The sequence below is a fragment of the Streptomyces sp. NPDC001514 genome (assembly GCF_053597075.1).
Genome location: NZ_JBSFHO010000028.1, coordinates 67,058 through 83,044, shown reverse-complemented (window position 1 = coordinate 83,044; position 15,987 = coordinate 67,058). Strand labels below are relative to the sequence as shown.

Here is a 15,987-nt window from a genome sequence, read left to right as displayed (position 1 = left end):
TGGGAGTGCAGGCCAAGGGGGCCGGAAGAGTGTCAGGGGAGCAGAATTCCGCTGTGGGCGAACAGGTTTCGCCTGCACCAGCAAAGGCCGCAAAAGGGGCAAAAGGGGCGTCTGTGAAGCCCTTGAAGCCCTCTGCGAAGTCCGCGTCGAAGCCCTCTTCGAAGTCCGCGTCGAAGTCCGCGTCGAAGTCTGCGGCGGCCAGGCCGAAGTCCGCGGTGAAGCCGGAATCGCGTCTGGCGATGGTGCGCCGCGCCCGCCGGATCAACCGCGAGCTGGCCGATGTCTATCCGTATGCCCACCCCGAGCTCGACTTCCGGAACCCCTTCCAGCTGCTCGTGGCGACGGTCCTGTCCGCCCAGACGACCGATCTGCGGGTCAATCAGACGACGCCCGCTCTCTTCGCGAAGTACCCGACCCCCGAGGACATGGCCGCGGCCGTCCCCGAGGAGCTGGAGGAGGTCATCCGGCCCACCGGCTTCTTCCGTGCCAAGGCGAAGTCCCTGATCGGCCTCTCCACGGCCCTCAGGGACAACTTCGGCGGCGAGGTCCCGGGCCGCCTGGAGGACCTGGTGACGCTCCCGGGCGTGGGCCGCAAGACGGCGTTCGTGGTCCTGGGGAATGCGTTCGGGGTCCCCGGCATCACCGTCGACACCCACTTCATGCGGCTCGCCCGCCGCTGGAAATGGACCGACCAGGACGACCCGGTCAAGATCGAAGCCGAGATCGCCGCGATCTTCCCCAAGAGCGAGTGGACGATGCTCTCCCACCGGGTGATCTTCCACGGCCGCCGCATCTGCCACGCCCGCAGACCCGCCTGCGGCGCCTGCCCGATCGCCCACCTGTGCCCGTCCTACGGTGAGGGCGAGACCGACCCGGATAAGGCGAAGAAGCTCCTCAAGTACGAGATGGGCGGCTATCCGGGCCAGCGCCTGAACCCCCCGCCGGACTACCCGGGCAAGCCGGCGCCGCCCCTGGGGGCCTTGTGACGGCGTGTCCCGGAGGCTTCGGACCGGTGTGTGACCGGACGGGATGGAACGATCCCGGTCACCGAACGCGTTGCACACGACGGGGGTGCCCATGACACGCACGGATGAGATGTACGACGGCGAGCTGGCCGTGACGAGCGACGGTCTGCCCGACTGGCTGGAGCCGGTCGAGCGTGCCGCCAGGACCGTGGCTCCGGAGCAGCTCAGCCGGTTCCTGCCGCCCGAGAGCGGCGGCGGCCGGCAGTCCGCCGTGCTCATCCTCTTCGGGGACGGCCCCCACGGCCCGGACCTGCTGCTCATGGAGCGTGCGAGCAGCCTCCGCTCGCACGCCGGCCAGCCGTCGTTCCCCGGCGGCGCCCTCGACCCCGAGGACGGCGACCCCGCCACCACCGGCCCGCTCCGCGCCGCCCTCCGTGAGGCCGAGGAGGAGACCGGCCTGGATCCGTCCGGGGTCCAGATCTTCGGCGTGCTGCCCCGCCTCTACATCCCGGTGAGCGGCTTCGTCGTGACCCCCGTCCTCGGCTGGTGGCGCGACCGCAGCCCGGTCGTCGCGGTCGACCCGGCCGAGACCGCCCGGGTCTTCACGGTCCCCGTGGCGGATCTCACGGACCCGGCGAACCGTGCGATGACCATCCACCCGAGCGGCCACCGCGGCCCCGCGTTCCTGGTGGCATCCGCGCTGGTCTGGGGTTTTACCGCCGGTGTGATCGACCGCATCCTCCACTTCGCCGGCTGGGAGCGGCCGTGGGACCGTGCGAAGCAGGTCCCGCTCGACTGGCGGTCATGAGACGGTTGACCACGTGTCACCCCGGGGACTGCGACACTGGCGGCTCCGCCGCGTAGCCCCGGGATCCCCGACCCCCGACCCCCGGGGACACGACTCCCGCCGGACGGAGTGCCGGACGACGAAACTGCGAGGCTAGTGACGGTGAACGTGCTGGACATCCTGTTGCTGGTCGCGGCCGTATGGTTCGCGATCATCGGATACCGCCAGGGCTTCGTCGTCGGCATCCTGTCGGTGATCGGTTTCCTCGGCGGCGGACTCGTCGCCGTATATCTGCTCCCGCTGATCTGGGACCAGCTGACCGACGAGGCCGAGGTCTCCACGACCGCCGCGATCGTCGCCGTAGTGATCGTGATCGTCTTCGCGTCCGTCGGCCAGGCCTTCACCACGCACCTGGGCAACAAGCTCCGCCGTTACATCACCTGGTCACCCGCCCGCGCTCTCGACGCCACGGGCGGCGCGCTCGTGAACGTCGTCGCGATGCTCCTCGTCGCCTGGCTGATCGGCTCCGCCCTCGCGGGCACCTCCCTGCCGACGCTCGGCAAGGAGGTCCGTAACTCCAAGGTCCTCCTCGGCGTCTCCCGGGTGATGCCCACTCAGGCGTCCACCTGGTTCACCGACTTCTCCTCGGCGCTCGCGCAGAACGGCCTGCCGCAGGTCTTCAGCCCGTTCGCCAACGAGCCCATCACCGAGGTCCGCGCCCCCGACCCGGCGCTCGTCAACAGCCCGGTCACGACGCGCGCCCAGCGCTCCATCGTCAAGGTGGTCGGTACGGCCCCGAGCTGCAACAAGGTCCTCGAGGGCACGGGCTTCGTCTTCGCCCCCCGCCGCGTGATGACCAACGCGCACGTCGTCGGAGGAGTCGACGAGCCCACCGTCCAGATAGGCGGTGAGGGCCGGCGGTACGACGCGACGGTCGTCCTCTACGACTGGCAGCGCGACATCGCCGTCCTGGACGTCCCGGACCTCGACGCGCCGCCGCTGCGGTTCACCGACGCCGACGCCCGCACGGGCGACAGCGCGATCGTCGCGGGCTTCCCGGAGAACGGCTCGTACGACGTACGCTCCGCGCGCGTCCGCGGCCGTATCGACGCCAACGGCCCCGACATCTACCGCCGCGGCGAGGTGCGCCGCGATGTCTACTCGCTGTTCGCGACGGTCCGCCAGGGCAACTCGGGCGGACCGCTGCTCACCCCTGACGGCGAGGTGTACGGAGTGATCTTCGCCCGTTCGCTCGACGACGCGAACACCGGCTATGCGCTGACGGCCGATGAGATCCGCGACGACATCACGTTCGGCGCCACCGCCAACCAGCAGGTCGACAGTCAGGCCTGCGCGCTGTGACGCGGTAGCTACGCCGTGAGGCGGTAGGCCCGTACGCGAGGCGGCGGTGCGCGGCGCGGCCGAGGCCCGTACGTGAGGCGGCCGGTACGCGGCCGAGGCCCGTCAGCCGCGTGTATGGCGCAGCCGCGCCGAGACCCAGCGCGCCCTGCGGCGGAGGATACGGGGAATCCCGAGCCGGGGATCGTGGCCCTGTGCCTGTGGGCCGCCCCTCTCGTGGCTGATCGGCGCGGAGGCCGAGCGGGAGTTGCGTGCTGTGTCACCGTAGTCGTGCGTCCAGCCCATACCCCGACGTGTGCCCGTGCCCCAAGGTCGGTAACCGCATCGGGGCCCGCCAATTGGCCTATGCGCGAGGCAATGCCCGTTCGCAGAACGGACGTTCCATGACTTCCCGGGGTACGGCCCCCGAGCCCCGGCGGCCGGCCCCGGTAGGCCGCGGGCGCGACGTCCGGGCGGTCCGGCCGGCAGGGGGTTCCGGGTCAGCGGTCGGGTTCGGGGTCTTTGAGCCAGTTGATGAGTTCCGTCGAGAAGGCGACGGGGTCCTCCTCATGAGGGAAGTGGCCGAGTCCGTCGAAGAGGCGCCAGCGGTAGGGCGCTTCGACGTATTCGCCCGAACCCGCCGCGCTGCGTGTGCGCATCGCCGGGTCGAGCGAGCCGTGCAGATGCAGCGTCGGCACCCGCACCGGGCGCTTCATACGGCGGTTGAACTGGATGCCGTCCGGACGGGCCATCGATCGCACCATCCACCGGTACGGCTCGATCGAGCAGTGCGCGGTCGACGGGATGCACATCGCCCGGCGGTACACGTCGACCGCGTCGTCCTCGGGCGCCCGCGGACCGGACCACTCCCGGATCAGCTTGCCCACCAGCGCCGCGTCGTCCGCGACGAGCTGACGCTCCGGCAGCCACGGCCGCTGGAAGCCCCAGACGTACGAACCGGCGCGGCTCTGCGCGTAGTCGCCCAGCATTGACGAGCGCCAGCGGCGCGGATGCGGCATCGACGAGACCGCGAGCCGGCGCACCAGCTTGGGCCGCATCACGGCCGCCGTCCAGGCGAGGTACCCGCCCAGGTCATGGCCGACCAGCGCCGCGTCCGGCTCACCGAGGGAGCGGACGACGCCGGTGATGTCGAGCGCGAGGTTCGCGGGGTCGTAACCCCGCGGCGTCCGGTCGCTGCCGCCCACACCGCGCAGATCCATCGCCACCGCCCGGAACCCCGCGTCGGCGAGCGCGGTCAGCTGATGCCGCCACGTCCACCAGAACTGCGGGAAGCCATGCAGCAGCAACACCAGTGGCCCGTCGCCGAGCTCCGCGATATGGAAGCGCGCACCATTGGCCGCCACGTCGCGGTGGGTCCAGGGACCATCGATGCGTACGGGGCTGCCGTTGCTGGCGCCGGTGCCATTGCCGGTGTGAGGGCCGTTTCCGTTGGCGCCGGGGCTCGTATCAGGGGCCGTCATGCAGATGAGCGTGCCACAGCGGCGGACGAGTCCTGGCCCTGACGGGGATGCGGCTTGACGTTCTGCAGCACTGCCGCGGTCTGCTTGGCCGAGGCGATGGACCGCTCCGGCGGCTTGACCTTCTTGAACTTGGCGGCGGCGAGCAGCGCCGCCAGTGCCGCCAGCAGCAGAAACGCCGCACCCACGATCAGGAACGACCAGGCGAGTCCGAGTCCCAGATTGTGGATCCCGTACGCGGCGGCGAAGCTCAGCACGGGCAGTGAGAACAGCGCGAGGACACCCGCGACCGTACCGGACACGCCGCCCGTCACACCGCGCTTGACGTCCTGCCGGATCTCCGCCTTGGCCAGCGCGATCTCGTCGTGCACCAGCGCGGACATCTCCGCGGTCGCCAATGCGACCAGCTGGCCGATGCTCCGGTCCGTGTCGGCCAGCCGGACCGGTCCGACCGTGTCGCCTGCGGCTTCGACGGCGTCGCCGGCGCGGGCCGGGCTCCTGCCGGGGTCGCTCATCGCTGACTCCCTCATCTCTGCGTCATCTCTGCGTCGGATCAGAAGTCAGATCATGCCGGACTGTCGAGCATTTTGCGTTGCCTGGGGCCTTATGGCTCTGCCTGCTCCTGGAGTGCCGCGGGGTGGTGAACGTTGGTCGTCGCCGGTCACCCTTGGCGGCCCTCAGACGGCCCACAGACGGCCCGGCTTGCTCCCGAAGTCCGCTCAACGAATGGACGGCATCCCCTCAGCAACAGCGGTTTCATCCACAAATCCGTGACCTGCCGGGCGGGCGGCGCGCTGTGTGAGCCACCGGTCAGGACATGCGGACCGATCTTGGACGGTAGCGGTCTCGGGCAAGCGCCCCGGTCTGCTCCAACCGACGGAGCTGGTATAGCACGGAGCTGCTGCTGCTCAGTCCTACGGCCGCACCGATCTCGCGCAGGGTGGGGCCTCGCCCGTCTCTGTGATGTGGTCGCGGATGGCGGCGAGGATGCGGCGCTGGCGGTCGGTGAGGTTGTTCACATAGCAATGGGCGCACACGTTCGATTTTGAGCGCAAGGCCCTCAGGCCGGTGGACTGTAACAGCCTCGGCGCAATAGGTCCGTGCCGAATGGGTATGAGCGGGACTAAAGGGAACAAGCAGTCGCCGATGCCCGGGGAGGGCGGGCCAACGGCGACAAAGGGATCTGGTCAGTGATGGATTGCTACGAGTGTCACTCTCTCAAACGTTCCACCACAGCGGTGGCTGTATGCCGCGAATGCGGAGTGGCTCTCTGTTCAAGCCACATGCATGTCGAGACGCATCAGATGCAGAGAGAGGCGGGAATGGGCAAGTCGATCAGGGAGATGCCCGCCCGGCGCGTCGTGTGTCCCGCTTGCCGTCGGTCGGAACTCAGCGTCTGAGACATGAGACCGCGTTTGAGATCTCGGTGGGGACGGCGCGGACTGTGGGCCTTCGCCGAGCAAGGCCTGCCGAAGAATCCTTGCCGAGCTGAGTCCGTCAAGGCCCCCAAGCCGTCGCCGACCCGGGTCAAGCCGTGGCCTGCCGGGTGGGTGTTCGCCGTGCGCGCCGGTCTCCCCGGCCGGTACCGGGAGATCTTCGGACTTCCCACCGACGAAGCTGACTTCCTCGGTGGCTGGCTGCACGTGGCCTATCAGGTGAAGCTCGTAAGGGGCCGGTCTTCGCATCCCCCAAGGGTGCAAAGGAGCGGGACGTCCAGCTCCCCGGGGCGGTAGGCGAAGCTCTGGCGATCCACATGACGACCTATCCGCCTGTGGAGATCACCCTCCCGTGGCGCGAGCCCGACGGACCGCCCGTGACCAAGACGCTGTTCTTCACGAAGAGCGAGGGGCAAGCCATCCGGCGCAACGCCTTCAACCTGCGAGCCTGGAAACCTGCTCTGGCAAGCGCTGGAGTCATCCTCACCCAGGCGGCAGGCGTGAATTACGAGAAGGCTCCCGAGCACGGCATGCACGCACTGCGCCACTTCTACGCATCCGTGCTGCTGGACGCGGGGGAGAACATCAAGGCTCTGAGTCAGTACCTCGGGCACAGCGACCCGGGGTTCACGCTCCGGACGTACACGCACCTCATGCCCAGCAGTGAGGGACGCACCCGGAAGGCGGTGGACAGCGTCTACGGACGGGCAGTGAGGCGAACGACGGCCCCGAGACGGCCCAGGCGGCATGACCGAGCCCCCTACTGGCGGGAAATCCGCTGGTAGGGGGCTTTCTTATGGTCTGTTGCACTCAGATCATGCCGGACTGTCGCCGTCGCCGCGCGACGCACCCGCGAGTTCCGCCTTGCGCCGGTGCTCCGCGGCCTTCGCCTCGTAGATCGCGGCCATCCGAAGGTGGTACTCCGGATTGTCCTGCTCGTAGATGTCGGGGATGCCGTCCCGGTCCTCGTCGCGCTCCTCCTCCTCGTACAGGGCCTGGTACTTGCGTACGCGCAGCTTGAGCAGCACACCGGCGAACACGGCTGCGATCAGCGAGCCCATCAGGACCGCGGCCTTGACCTCGCCCATCAGGGTGACGTTCTCCTCGAAGGCCAGTTCGCCGATGAGGAGGGAGACGGTGAAGCCGATCCCCGCGAGCGCGGCGACGGCGAACACGTCCGGCCAGGCCAGATCGTCGTTGAGCTCGGCCCTGGTGAAGCGTGCGGCGAGCCAGGTGCCGCCGAAGATGCCGATGGTCTTGCCGACGACCAGGCCGAGGACGACGCCCAGTGGCTCGGGCCTGCTGAAGACATCGTGGAGCGAGTCGGCGGAGACGCTCACCCCGGCCGAGAGCAGCGCGAACAGCGGCACGGCGAGCCCGGCCGAGATGGGCCGTACGAGGTGCTCGATGTGCTCACCGGGGGAGTGCTCCTCGCCCTTCTCGTGGTGGCAGCGCAGCATCAGGCCCATCGCGACACCGGCGATGGTGGCGTGGACGCCGCTGTTGTACATCAGGCCCCAGATGACGAGGGCCAGCGGGATGTACACGTACCAGCCGCGGACGCGCTTGTGCAGCAGCAGCCAGAAGACGCCCAGGCCGACGACCGCGCCGCCGAGCGCGGCGAAGTTCAGGTCGTCGGTGAAGAAGATCGCGATGATCAGGATCGCGAAGAGGTCGTCGACGACCGCGAGGGTGAGCAGGAAGGCCCGGATCGCGGACGGCAGCGAGGTGCCGATGACCGCGAGGACGGCGAGCGCGAAGGCGATGTCGGTGGCGGTGGGCACCGCCCAGCCGTCCATGGAGCCGCCGCCCGTGGCGTTGACCAGGGCATACACGAGCGCCGGTGCGGCCATGCCGCAGACCGCGGCGATGACGGGGAGCGCCGCGGCCTTGGGGTCGCGCAGCTCGCCGGCGACCAGCTCACGCTTGAGCTCGATACCGGCGACGAAGAAGAAGATGGCGAGCAGTCCGTCGGCGGCCCAGTGCTGGAGGGAGAGATCGAGGCCGAGTGCGGCCGGGCCTATGTGGAAGTCGCTCACGGCGTCGTAGCTGTCGCCCAGCGGGGTGTTCGCCCAGATGAGGGCGATGATCGCGGCGCCCAGGAGCAGTACGCCACCGACGGTCTCGGTGCGCAGTGCATCCGTCACGAAGGTCCGCTCGGGGAGCGACAGACGGCCGAGGAACTTACGGGTCGGGGGAGTGGGCGCGGCCACGGGTGAGAACCTCCGGTCGTTCGGGCAGGGCACAGCACATGCCGACCAGACTTCCCGGCTCACCTGAGTTCTTCTTGTCGCGCTCTTGATGCGGTCCTTAGCTTACCTAAGGGCGCAAGGCGACCCGGCGATCTTCACTTTAGAGGCAAAGGTGACAAACAGGGCACCCGGCGTATTGCCGGGTGCCCTGCTGACGGTCTGTCTCTTTTCGGGGGTGGCTCTTCTCGGGGCCCGGTCCCGGGCCAGGTCCGGGGCCCTGTCCGGGTTCGGGTCCGGTCCCTCGGGGCCGGTCAGTCCTCCGAGGCCGCGGTCGGCAGCTTGGACTGGATGAGGTCCATCACCGAGGAGTCGGTGAGGGTGGTGACATCGCCGAGTTGACGGTTCTCCGCGATATCGCGCAGCAGTCGGCGCATGATCTTGCCGGAACGGGTCTTCGGCAGCTCGGCCACCGGCAGGATCCGCTTGGGCTTGGCGATCGGGCCGAGCGTGGCGCCCACGTGGTTGCGCAGCTCCGCAACGAGGCCCTCGTCCTCGCTCGCCGTACCGCGCAGGATCACGAACGCCACGATCGCCTGGCCGGTCGTCTCGTCCGCAGCGCCGACGACCGCAGCCTCGGCGACCTTCGGGTGGGAGACGAGCGCGGACTCGACCTCGGTCGTCGAGATGTTGTGTCCGGAGACGAGCATGACGTCGTCGACCCGGCCCAGCAGCCAGATGTCGCCGTCGTCGTCCTTCTTGGCTCCGTCGCCCGCGAAGTACTTCCCCTCGAAGCGGGACCAGTACGTGTCGATGAACCGCTGGTCGTCGCCCCAGATGGTGCGGAGCATCGACGGCCACGGCTCGGTCAGGACCAGATAGCCACCGCCGCCGTTCGGCACCTCGTGCGCCTCGTCGTCGACGACGGTCGCGGAGATACCGGGCAGCGCGCGCTGGGCGGAGCCCGGCTTGGTCTCGGTGACGCCCGGCAGCGGAGAGATCATCATCGCGCCGGTCTCGGTCTGCCACCAGGTGTCGACGATCGGGGTCTTTCCGGCGCCGATGTGCTCCCGGTACCAGATCCAGGCCTCGGGGTTGATCGGCTCGCCGACCGAGCCGAGGATGCGCAGGCTGGAGAGGTCGAACTTGGCGGGGATGTCGTCTCCCCACTTCATGAACGTACGGATCGCGGTCGGCGCGGTGTAGAGGATCGTGACGCCGTACTTCTGCACGATCTCCCAGAACCGGCCCTGGTGCGGGGTGTCGGGCGTGCCCTCGTACATCACCTGCGTCGCACCGTTGGCCAGTGGTCCGTACGTGATGTACGAGTGGCCGGTCACCCAGCCGATGTCGGCGGTGCACCAGTAGACATCGGTCTCGGGCTTGAGGTCGAAGACGGCGTGGTGGGTGTAGGCCGCCTGGGTGAGATAGCCGCCCGAGGTGTGGAGGATGCCCTTCGGCTTACCCGTCGTACCGGACGTGTAGAGGATGAAGAGCGGGTGCTCCGCGTCGAACGCCTCCGGCGTGTGCTCGGCCGACTGGCGGGAGACGATGTCGTCCCACCACACGTCACGGCCCTCGGTCCAGGCCACGTCCTGGCCGGTGCGGCGTACGACGAGCACGTGCTGCACGCGGTCCACGCGGTTGATGGCCTCGTCGACGGCGGGCTTGAGCGCGGAGGGCTTGCCGCGCCGGTAGCCGCCGTCGGCGGTGATGACGAGCTTGGCGTCGGCGTCCTCGATGCGGGTGGCGATGGCGTCGGCGGAGAAGCCGCCGAACACCACCGAGTGCGCGGCGCCGATCCGCGCGCAGGCGAGCATCGAGATGACGGCCTCGGGGATCATGGGCAGATAGACGGCCACCCGGTCGCCCTTGGTGACACCCAGCTCGGTCAGGGCGTGGGCCGCCTTGGAGACCTCGTCCTTGAGCTCGGCGTAGGTGAGGGCCCGGTGGTCGCCCGGCTCGCCCTCGAAGTGAATCGCGACGCGGTCACCGTGGCCGGCCTCGACGTGGCGGTCCACGCAGTTGTACGCCACGTTGAGCTTGCCGTCGGCGAACCACTTGGCGAAGGGCGGGTTCGACCAGTCGAGGGTCTCGGTCGGCTCGGTGGCCCAGGTGAGCCGCCGGGCCTGCTCGGCCCAGAAGCCAAGCCTGTCCGCCTTGGCCTGCTCGTACGCCTCGGCCGTGACGTTGGCGTTCGCGGCCAGCTCGGCCGGCGGCGCGAACCGCCGCTCTTCCTTGAGCAGGTTGGCCAGGCTTTCGTTGCTCACGACATCTCCCTTTCCCAGGGCGTCCTATGTGCCTATGTGTCCCAGGCCATAGCTCATCAGCCAGATGCCCGGGTGACAAGAGCCTGCCGGGAATTGGTTTAGACCTGTCTGGAACGGGTGGCCCCTCATCCCCGGGCGGTGGGGAGGAGGGGCCATACGTTCTCACGTATGGCGCACCTGAATGGTTCAGGGCGCACGAACGGTCAGGCGGGAGTGTCCTCCAGCGCCGGCGGTACGGCGGTGATCCGGTCGAAGACCTCGTCGATACGGTCCGTCTCCTCGCCGCCCGCCAGCAGATAGGCCTGGGCCTCTCCGACGTGGAAGTACATCCCGTGCAGCTCCAGCGTGCCCTCGGCGAGCCGCCGCGCCACGGCCTCGTGCGCGCGCAGATGCTCCAATTGCTGGACCACATTGGTGAGACACAGCTGCTCCACCGCATCGGCGGGCAGCCGCCCGGAGATCCTGGCCCAGGAGTGGTGCCGCGACGCCATCCGCTTGAGGCTGGGCCGCCCGTGGCGCAACCAGCGCCACAGCGGGGTCTGGGCGTCCGCGCCGGCCGGCGGGCCGGCCATCAGGGCCTGCATCGCCCCGCAGCCGGAGTGGCCGCAGACGGTGATCGAGTCCACCTGCAGCACATCCACGGCGTACTCGATCGCCGCCGCGACCGAGTTGTCCCCGCGCTCCTCACCGGGCCGGGGCACCAGATTGCCCACATTCCGCACGGTGAACAGATCGCCCGGACCGCTTGCCGTGATCATGCTCGTGACGAGGCGGGAGTCGGCGCAGGTCAGAAAAAGCTGGGACGGGCGCTGGCCCTCGCGCGCCAGCCGCGCGAGCTCGTCCCGTACCAGCGGCGCCGTATTGCGCTGGAAGGAACTGAGCCCGCTGGCCAGTTGGTGCTTGGGCGGCACCGGCCACTGCTCGGGTGCGGCGACGGGGTGTTCGCCGCAGTGGTGGTTCCGCCAGGGCGTCCAGGGCCGGCAGCAGGCGTGCGACGCGGAGGCGGGCTCGGCGATCCGGCCCCCGGAGCGACCGGTGAACGCGACCGTCCCGCCCTGCGCCTCATGGGCCGCCTGCCAGTCGTGGAGTGCCTCGAAGGCCGCGTGGTCCATGAAGGAGCCGTCCAGCTCCACGACGGCGTCGGCATCATGGGGAACCTGCCCCAGCACCCGGCTCAGCCGTGGCACGGCAAGAAACGTCAACTGGCCGCGCACCCGGACCCGGTGGACCCCTTCGCGCTCCTCCGTGGTGATCCGGGTCCTGGTCAGCCGGTGCAGCGCGACCGCGACCGCCACCGCGATCCCGATGGCAACGCCCTCCAGCACCCCGGTGAGGACAACGGCGCTCATGGTCGCCGCGTACACCAGCATTTCGCGGTTCCGCCGCACGCTGCGCAGATGCGTGATGTTGACCATCTGGACGCCGACGACCATCACGAGGGCGGCCAGGGCGGCCAGCGGGATCAGATCGAGGACGGACACCAGCAGCAGTGCGGCGACCGCGATCCACACCCCGTGCAGCATCGTCGAGCGGCGGCTCACAGCCCCCGCCGAGACATTGGCGGCGCTGCGCACGGCGACACCGGTGATCGGCAGCCCGCCGAGCGCGCCCGACACCACGTTCGCCGCGCCCTGCCCGGTCAGTTCCCGGTCGAGGTCGGCGCGCGGGATGCGGACCGCGGGCTGCTTGCGGCCGGCGATCAGCTTGTCGACGGCGACCGCGGAGAGCAGGGACTCGACGCTGCCGACCAGGGTGATGGTGAGGACGGCGGCGGCGATGCCGAGCACCGGCCCCTCGGGCAGCTCGGGCAGGGCGTGGCTGCGCCAGGACGGGAGATCGACCCGGGGCAGGCTGAGCCCGGCGGCCACGGCCAGGGCGGTCGCCGCGCCAACGGCCGCGAGCGCGGCCGGGACCTTCCGTACGGCCCGGCCGGTGCGCCCCGGGATACGCGGCCAGGCGAGCAGCATGGCGACGGTCAGGATGCTGACGGAGAGCGCGGGGGGATGGAGAGCGGCGAACTGGCTCGGCAGTCCGAGGGCATTGTCGACCGCCGAGCTCTGCGGGGTGCCGCCGAGGACGATGTGGAGTTGTGCGAGGGCGATCGTGACGCCGATACCGGCCAGCATGCCGTGCACGATCGCCGGGCTGACGGCCAGGGCGGACCGGGCCACCCGCAGTGTGGACAGCGCGAGTTGGGTGAGGCCGGCGAGGACGGTGATGGCGCAGGTGGTGCGCCAGCCGTAGCGCTGGATCAGGTCGGCCGTCACCACGGTGAGTCCCGCCGCGGGCCCACTGACCTGCAGCGGGGATCCGCCGAGCAGCCCGGCGACGACACCGCCGACGGCGGCGGCCACGAGGCCCGCCTGGAGGGGCGCACCGGTGGCGAGGGCGATGCCGAGGGACAGCGGCAGCGCGATCAGGAAGACGCTGATCGAGGCGGACAGATCGGCGCCGGAGATCCGGAAGCCGGAACGGTGCCCCTTGGGGCGCCGACCCCCGGGCCGGCGGTCCTCAGGCTGTTGCGCCTCGGGAGCCTGCTCAGGCGCCTGCCCCGGCGGACTGTGCGGGCGCTGGAAGCGGGGGGTGCCGGCAGAGGTGGGGGTGGCCGGTGTGGGGGTGGACTTGGCGGAGGCCGTACCGCGATCTTCGGGCTTGTCGCGGTCGTGGCCGTTCGCACGAAAGGGGACGCAGGCAGACATGGTTCCCGTCTCCTCCGGGGCAGCGCGGTCGCGGAACGTGGGGGTCGCGGCCGTGGGTCACGGCGTACAGCGGCGGGATGGTCGAACCCGGAGTCTCGATGCGCCGCACCCGTCCCGGCGTCGGTGCAATCTCAACTCTCGGTAAATGGATCGTAATGCAGAGTAAAGACTGCGGCATGATTTCCGGGGCAAATAGGGCAATGGTTCACCCGTTTCGGTGATTAATCATTTCGGCTCGGCCTGTCGCCATCCCCTCTCTCTCGAGCGGTGTGAATTTGGCATTTGCAGTCAGATCGGCTGATAAGCAGACGATCGCTGCAAATGAGAGAAGAGGGTGGACGGATGCTGCCCGCCACGAGGAAGTTCGCCTTCGGTGCCGCTGCCGCCACGGCGCTGGCCGTCGGCTTCGCAGGCTGCTCCGCCGACGGTTCCGGATACGGCCTACTGGGAGCGAAGGGAGCCGCCGCCCCTGGTGGCGTGATCCGCCTCATCGGCGACGGCTCGACCGCCTACACGGGAATCCAGCCCGGAGTGCCCGAGCCGAAGCGCCTGAAGTCCGGTCAGAAGCCCCCGCAGTTCGTGGTGTTCTCCTGGGACGGTGCCAGTGAGGACAGCCAGAAGCTCTTCTCCCGCTTCCGTGCGGTGGGCAGGAAGTACGACGCGACAATGACCTACTTCCTCAGCGGCGTGTACCTGCTGCCCGAGAAGAAGGCCACGATGTACGACCCGCCCCAGCACTCGCGGGGCAGCTCCGAAATCGGCTTCAACGACACCCGGGGAATCAGGGACACCGTGCGCGAACTACGCGGCGCCTGGCTGGAGGGCAACGAGATCGGCACCCACTTCAACGGCCACTTCTGCGGCCCGGAGGCCGGCGTCGGCACCTGGTCGGTCGAGGAGTGGGAGAGCGAGATCAGCCAGGCCAAGTCCTTTGTGAAGAACTGGAAGACGAACGCCGGACTGGCGAAGGAGCCGCCCCTGCCCTTCGACTACGAGAAGGAGCTCATCGGCGCCCGCACCCCCTGCCTGGAGGGGCGCGAGAACTTCATGAAGGCCGCGAGCCGGCTGGGCTTCCGCTACGACGCCAGCGGCGTCAGCGACCAGGTCTGGCCCAGGAAGGAGCGCGGCCTGTGGGACCTCTCGCTCCAGACGATCCCCGTCCCGGGCCGCGCCTTCGAGGCGCTCTCCATGGACTACAACTTCATGATCAATCAGTCGGGGACGAGCAAGGGCGCCACCCTTATGCACAGGTACTGGGGCGACCAGATGCGCGACGGCTTGATCCGGGCCTTCGACCGAGCGTACGAAGGCAATCGCGCCCCGCTGATCATCGGCAACCACTTCGAGTCCTGGAACGGCGGCACGTACATGCGCGCCATCGAGGAGACCATCGCGACGGTCTGTGTGAAGCGGGAGGTCCGGTGCGTCTCGTTCCGGCAGCTCGCCGACTGGCTCGACGCACAGGACCCGCAGGTCCTGGCGAAGTTGCGCACCCTCAAGGTCGGCCAGCCGCCGAAGCGGGGCTGGGAGGCCTTCATGACCCCCCAGCCCGCGAAGCCCGCCAAGTCGCTCAAGTCGCCCAGGTCGGCCAGGTCGGCCACGTCCGCCGGATCGGCGGTGGTCGCGAATCCGCTCTGCGGGGTGCCGTTGCGGGAATGCCCGGGCTGACACGGCCCGGCCTGATGTGGCTGCTTCAGAGCGGGTCGGTCGGGCCGGCCGGGGAGCGGGTCAGGCCGGCTGGGGAGCGCTGACCTCCGCGGCCGGCTCCCCGAGGACGAAGGCGGGGTCGACCTGCGCGGCCAGGTCGGCTCCCGTCTTTGCGTTGCCCCAGCTCTCCGCGTTCTTCAGATGGAAGTGCACCATCTGGCGCGTGTAACGCCCCCAGTCCCGCCGGCTGTACGACGCGTCGGCCTCGGCCTGCAGCGCGCGCAGCGCCGCCCGGGTCTGCTCCTCCAACTGCCCGAAGCGGGCCGGACGGCCCTTCTCCATCGCCCGCACCCACTCCGAGTGCCCGACAGCGACGAGCAGGTCGTCGCCCACCTGCTCGTGCAGGAAGTCCAGATCGTCCTGCCCCTGCACCTTGTTGCCGACGACCTTGAGCGAGACGCCGAAGTCCCGTGCGTACTCCTTGTACTGCCGGTAGACGGAGACGCCCTTCCGGGTCGGCTCTGCGACGAGGAACGTCATGTCGAAGCGGGTGAACATCCCGGAGGCGAAGGAGTCCGAACCGGCGGTCATGTCGACCACGAGGTACTCGTCCGGGCCGTCGACGAGATGGTTGAGGCACAGCTCGACCGCCCCGACCTTGGAGTGGTAACAGGCCACCCCGAGATCGGCCTCGGTGAACGGGCCGGTCGCCATCAGTCGGATCTCCCCGTCGTCCAGTCGGACGGTTCGTGCGCAGGCCTCGTAGACCGGGTTGTCCTCACGTACGCGCAGCAGCCGTGAACCCTCGCCCGGAGGCGTGGTCTTGATCATCGTCGCGGCGGACGCGATCCGCGGATTCGTGCCGCGCAGATAGTCCTTGATGAGCATGAGGTGCGCGCCCAGCGCGGGAAGCGCCGAGGCCTCGTCGTCGTCGAGTCCGAGCGCCGCGCCCAGGTGCTGATTGATGTCGGCGTCCACCGCGACGACGTGGGCCTGCTGTGCGGCAAGGTGGCGGATGAAGAGCGAGGACAGCGTGGTTTTGCCGCTGCCGCCCTTCCCTACGAAAGCGATCTTCATGTTCACCTACGGTAGCGGTTCGAATGCGCCTCGTGGTCGGAGTGGGTGAAGAAGACCACTCCAACGTGGGGTCGGCCCTCGGGGCGCGTAGCCTCGCTACT

Annotated in this window: 12 protein-coding genes and 2 pseudogenes; 6 read left to right on the top strand and 8 right to left on the bottom strand. The window is 69.4% G+C overall.

The window, feature by feature from the left end; genetic code table 11:
• Positions 1 to 113: 113 nt before the first annotated feature.
• The 3 genes from nth to ACWCXB_RS26115 all read left to right on the top strand — a co-directional run bounded on the left by nth (position 114) and on the right by ACWCXB_RS26115 (position 3,114).
• Positions 114 to 986, top strand: coding sequence for an endonuclease III (nth, locus tag ACWCXB_RS26125; protein ID WP_450726016.1), 873 nt, complete (start codon positions 114 to 116; stop codon positions 984 to 986).
• A 91-nt stretch (positions 987 to 1,077) separates the two neighbouring features.
• Entirely contained in the window at positions 1,078 to 1,773 is a 696-nt protein-coding gene (locus ACWCXB_RS26120; RefSeq protein WP_450726015.1) for an NUDIX hydrolase, read from the top strand.
• Positions 1,774 to 1,914: 141 nt separating this feature from the next.
• Complete coding sequence (locus ACWCXB_RS26115) at positions 1,915 to 3,114, top strand: MarP family serine protease (protein WP_450726013.1); 1,200 nt, start codon at positions 1,915 to 1,917, stop codon at positions 3,112 to 3,114.
• Between the two features lie 102 nt (positions 3,115 to 3,216).
• Here ACWCXB_RS26115 and ACWCXB_RS26110 read toward each other — a convergent pair whose 3' ends face one another.
• The 4 genes and pseudogenes from ACWCXB_RS26110 to ACWCXB_RS26095 all read right to left on the bottom strand — a co-directional run bounded on the left by ACWCXB_RS26110 (position 3,217) and on the right by ACWCXB_RS26095 (position 5,587).
• Positions 3,217 to 3,396, bottom strand: a complete 180-nt coding sequence (locus ACWCXB_RS26110; protein ID WP_351229644.1) for a hypothetical protein — start codon at positions 3,394 to 3,396, stop codon at positions 3,217 to 3,219.
• A gap of 194 nt (positions 3,397 to 3,590) precedes the next feature.
• Positions 3,591 to 4,571, bottom strand: coding sequence for an alpha/beta fold hydrolase (locus ACWCXB_RS26105; RefSeq protein ID WP_450726011.1), 981 nt, complete (start codon positions 4,569 to 4,571; stop codon positions 3,591 to 3,593).
• Entirely contained in the window at positions 4,568 to 5,083 is a 516-nt protein-coding gene (locus tag ACWCXB_RS26100; RefSeq protein WP_450726009.1) for a phage holin family protein, read from the bottom strand. Before ACWCXB_RS26100 ends, ACWCXB_RS26105 begins: the two co-directional genes overlap by 4 nt.
• 295 nt (positions 5,084 to 5,378) lie before the next feature.
• Positions 5,379 to 5,587 (bottom strand): annotated as a pseudogene (locus ACWCXB_RS26095) (LexA family protein).
• 174 nt (positions 5,588 to 5,761) lie between these two features.
• Here ACWCXB_RS26095 and ACWCXB_RS26090 point away from each other — a divergent pair.
• A complete protein-coding gene (locus ACWCXB_RS26090; RefSeq protein ID WP_450726007.1) occupies positions 5,762 to 5,968 on the top strand; it encodes a DUF2180 family protein in 207 nt (68 codons plus the stop codon).
• Positions 5,969 to 6,034: 66 nt separating this feature from the next.
• Positions 6,035 to 6,755: pseudogene (locus ACWCXB_RS26085) on the top strand (tyrosine-type recombinase/integrase); the annotation flags it as partial.
• A 64-nt stretch (positions 6,756 to 6,819) separates the two neighbouring features.
• On the opposite strand, the gene nhaA reads toward ACWCXB_RS26085, so the two are convergent.
• The 3 genes from nhaA to ACWCXB_RS26070 form a co-directional block, all read right to left on the bottom strand.
• Positions 6,820 to 8,217: a Na+/H+ antiporter NhaA gene (nhaA, locus tag ACWCXB_RS26080; RefSeq protein WP_450726006.1), complete on the bottom strand. Its 1,398-nt coding sequence runs from the start codon at positions 8,215 to 8,217 to the stop codon at positions 6,820 to 6,822.
• Positions 8,218 to 8,507: 290 nt separating this feature from the next.
• The gene (gene acs / locus ACWCXB_RS26075) at positions 8,508 to 10,463 is read right to left on the bottom strand and encodes an acetate--CoA ligase (protein ID WP_450726004.1); all 1,956 of its coding nucleotides are present in this window, start codon (positions 10,461 to 10,463) and stop codon (positions 8,508 to 8,510) included.
• 203 nt (positions 10,464 to 10,666) lie between these two features.
• The gene (locus ACWCXB_RS26070; RefSeq protein WP_450726003.1) at positions 10,667 to 13,162 is read right to left on the bottom strand and encodes a bifunctional SulP family inorganic anion transporter/carbonic anhydrase; all 2,496 of its coding nucleotides are present in this window, start codon (positions 13,160 to 13,162) and stop codon (positions 10,667 to 10,669) included.
• A gap of 321 nt (positions 13,163 to 13,483) precedes the next feature.
• Here ACWCXB_RS26070 and ACWCXB_RS26065 point away from each other — a divergent pair, with 321 nt between their 5' ends.
• On the top strand, positions 13,484 to 14,830 hold the full coding sequence (locus tag ACWCXB_RS26065) for a hypothetical protein (protein ID WP_450726002.1): 1,347 nt from the start codon (positions 13,484 to 13,486) through the stop codon (positions 14,828 to 14,830).
• Between the two features lie 60 nt (positions 14,831 to 14,890).
• On the opposite strand, the gene ACWCXB_RS26060 is transcribed toward ACWCXB_RS26065, so the two are convergent.
• Positions 14,891 to 15,886, bottom strand: a complete 996-nt coding sequence (locus ACWCXB_RS26060; protein ID WP_450726001.1) for an ATP-binding protein — start codon at positions 15,884 to 15,886, stop codon at positions 14,891 to 14,893.
• Positions 15,887 to 15,987: the final 101 nt, after the last annotated feature.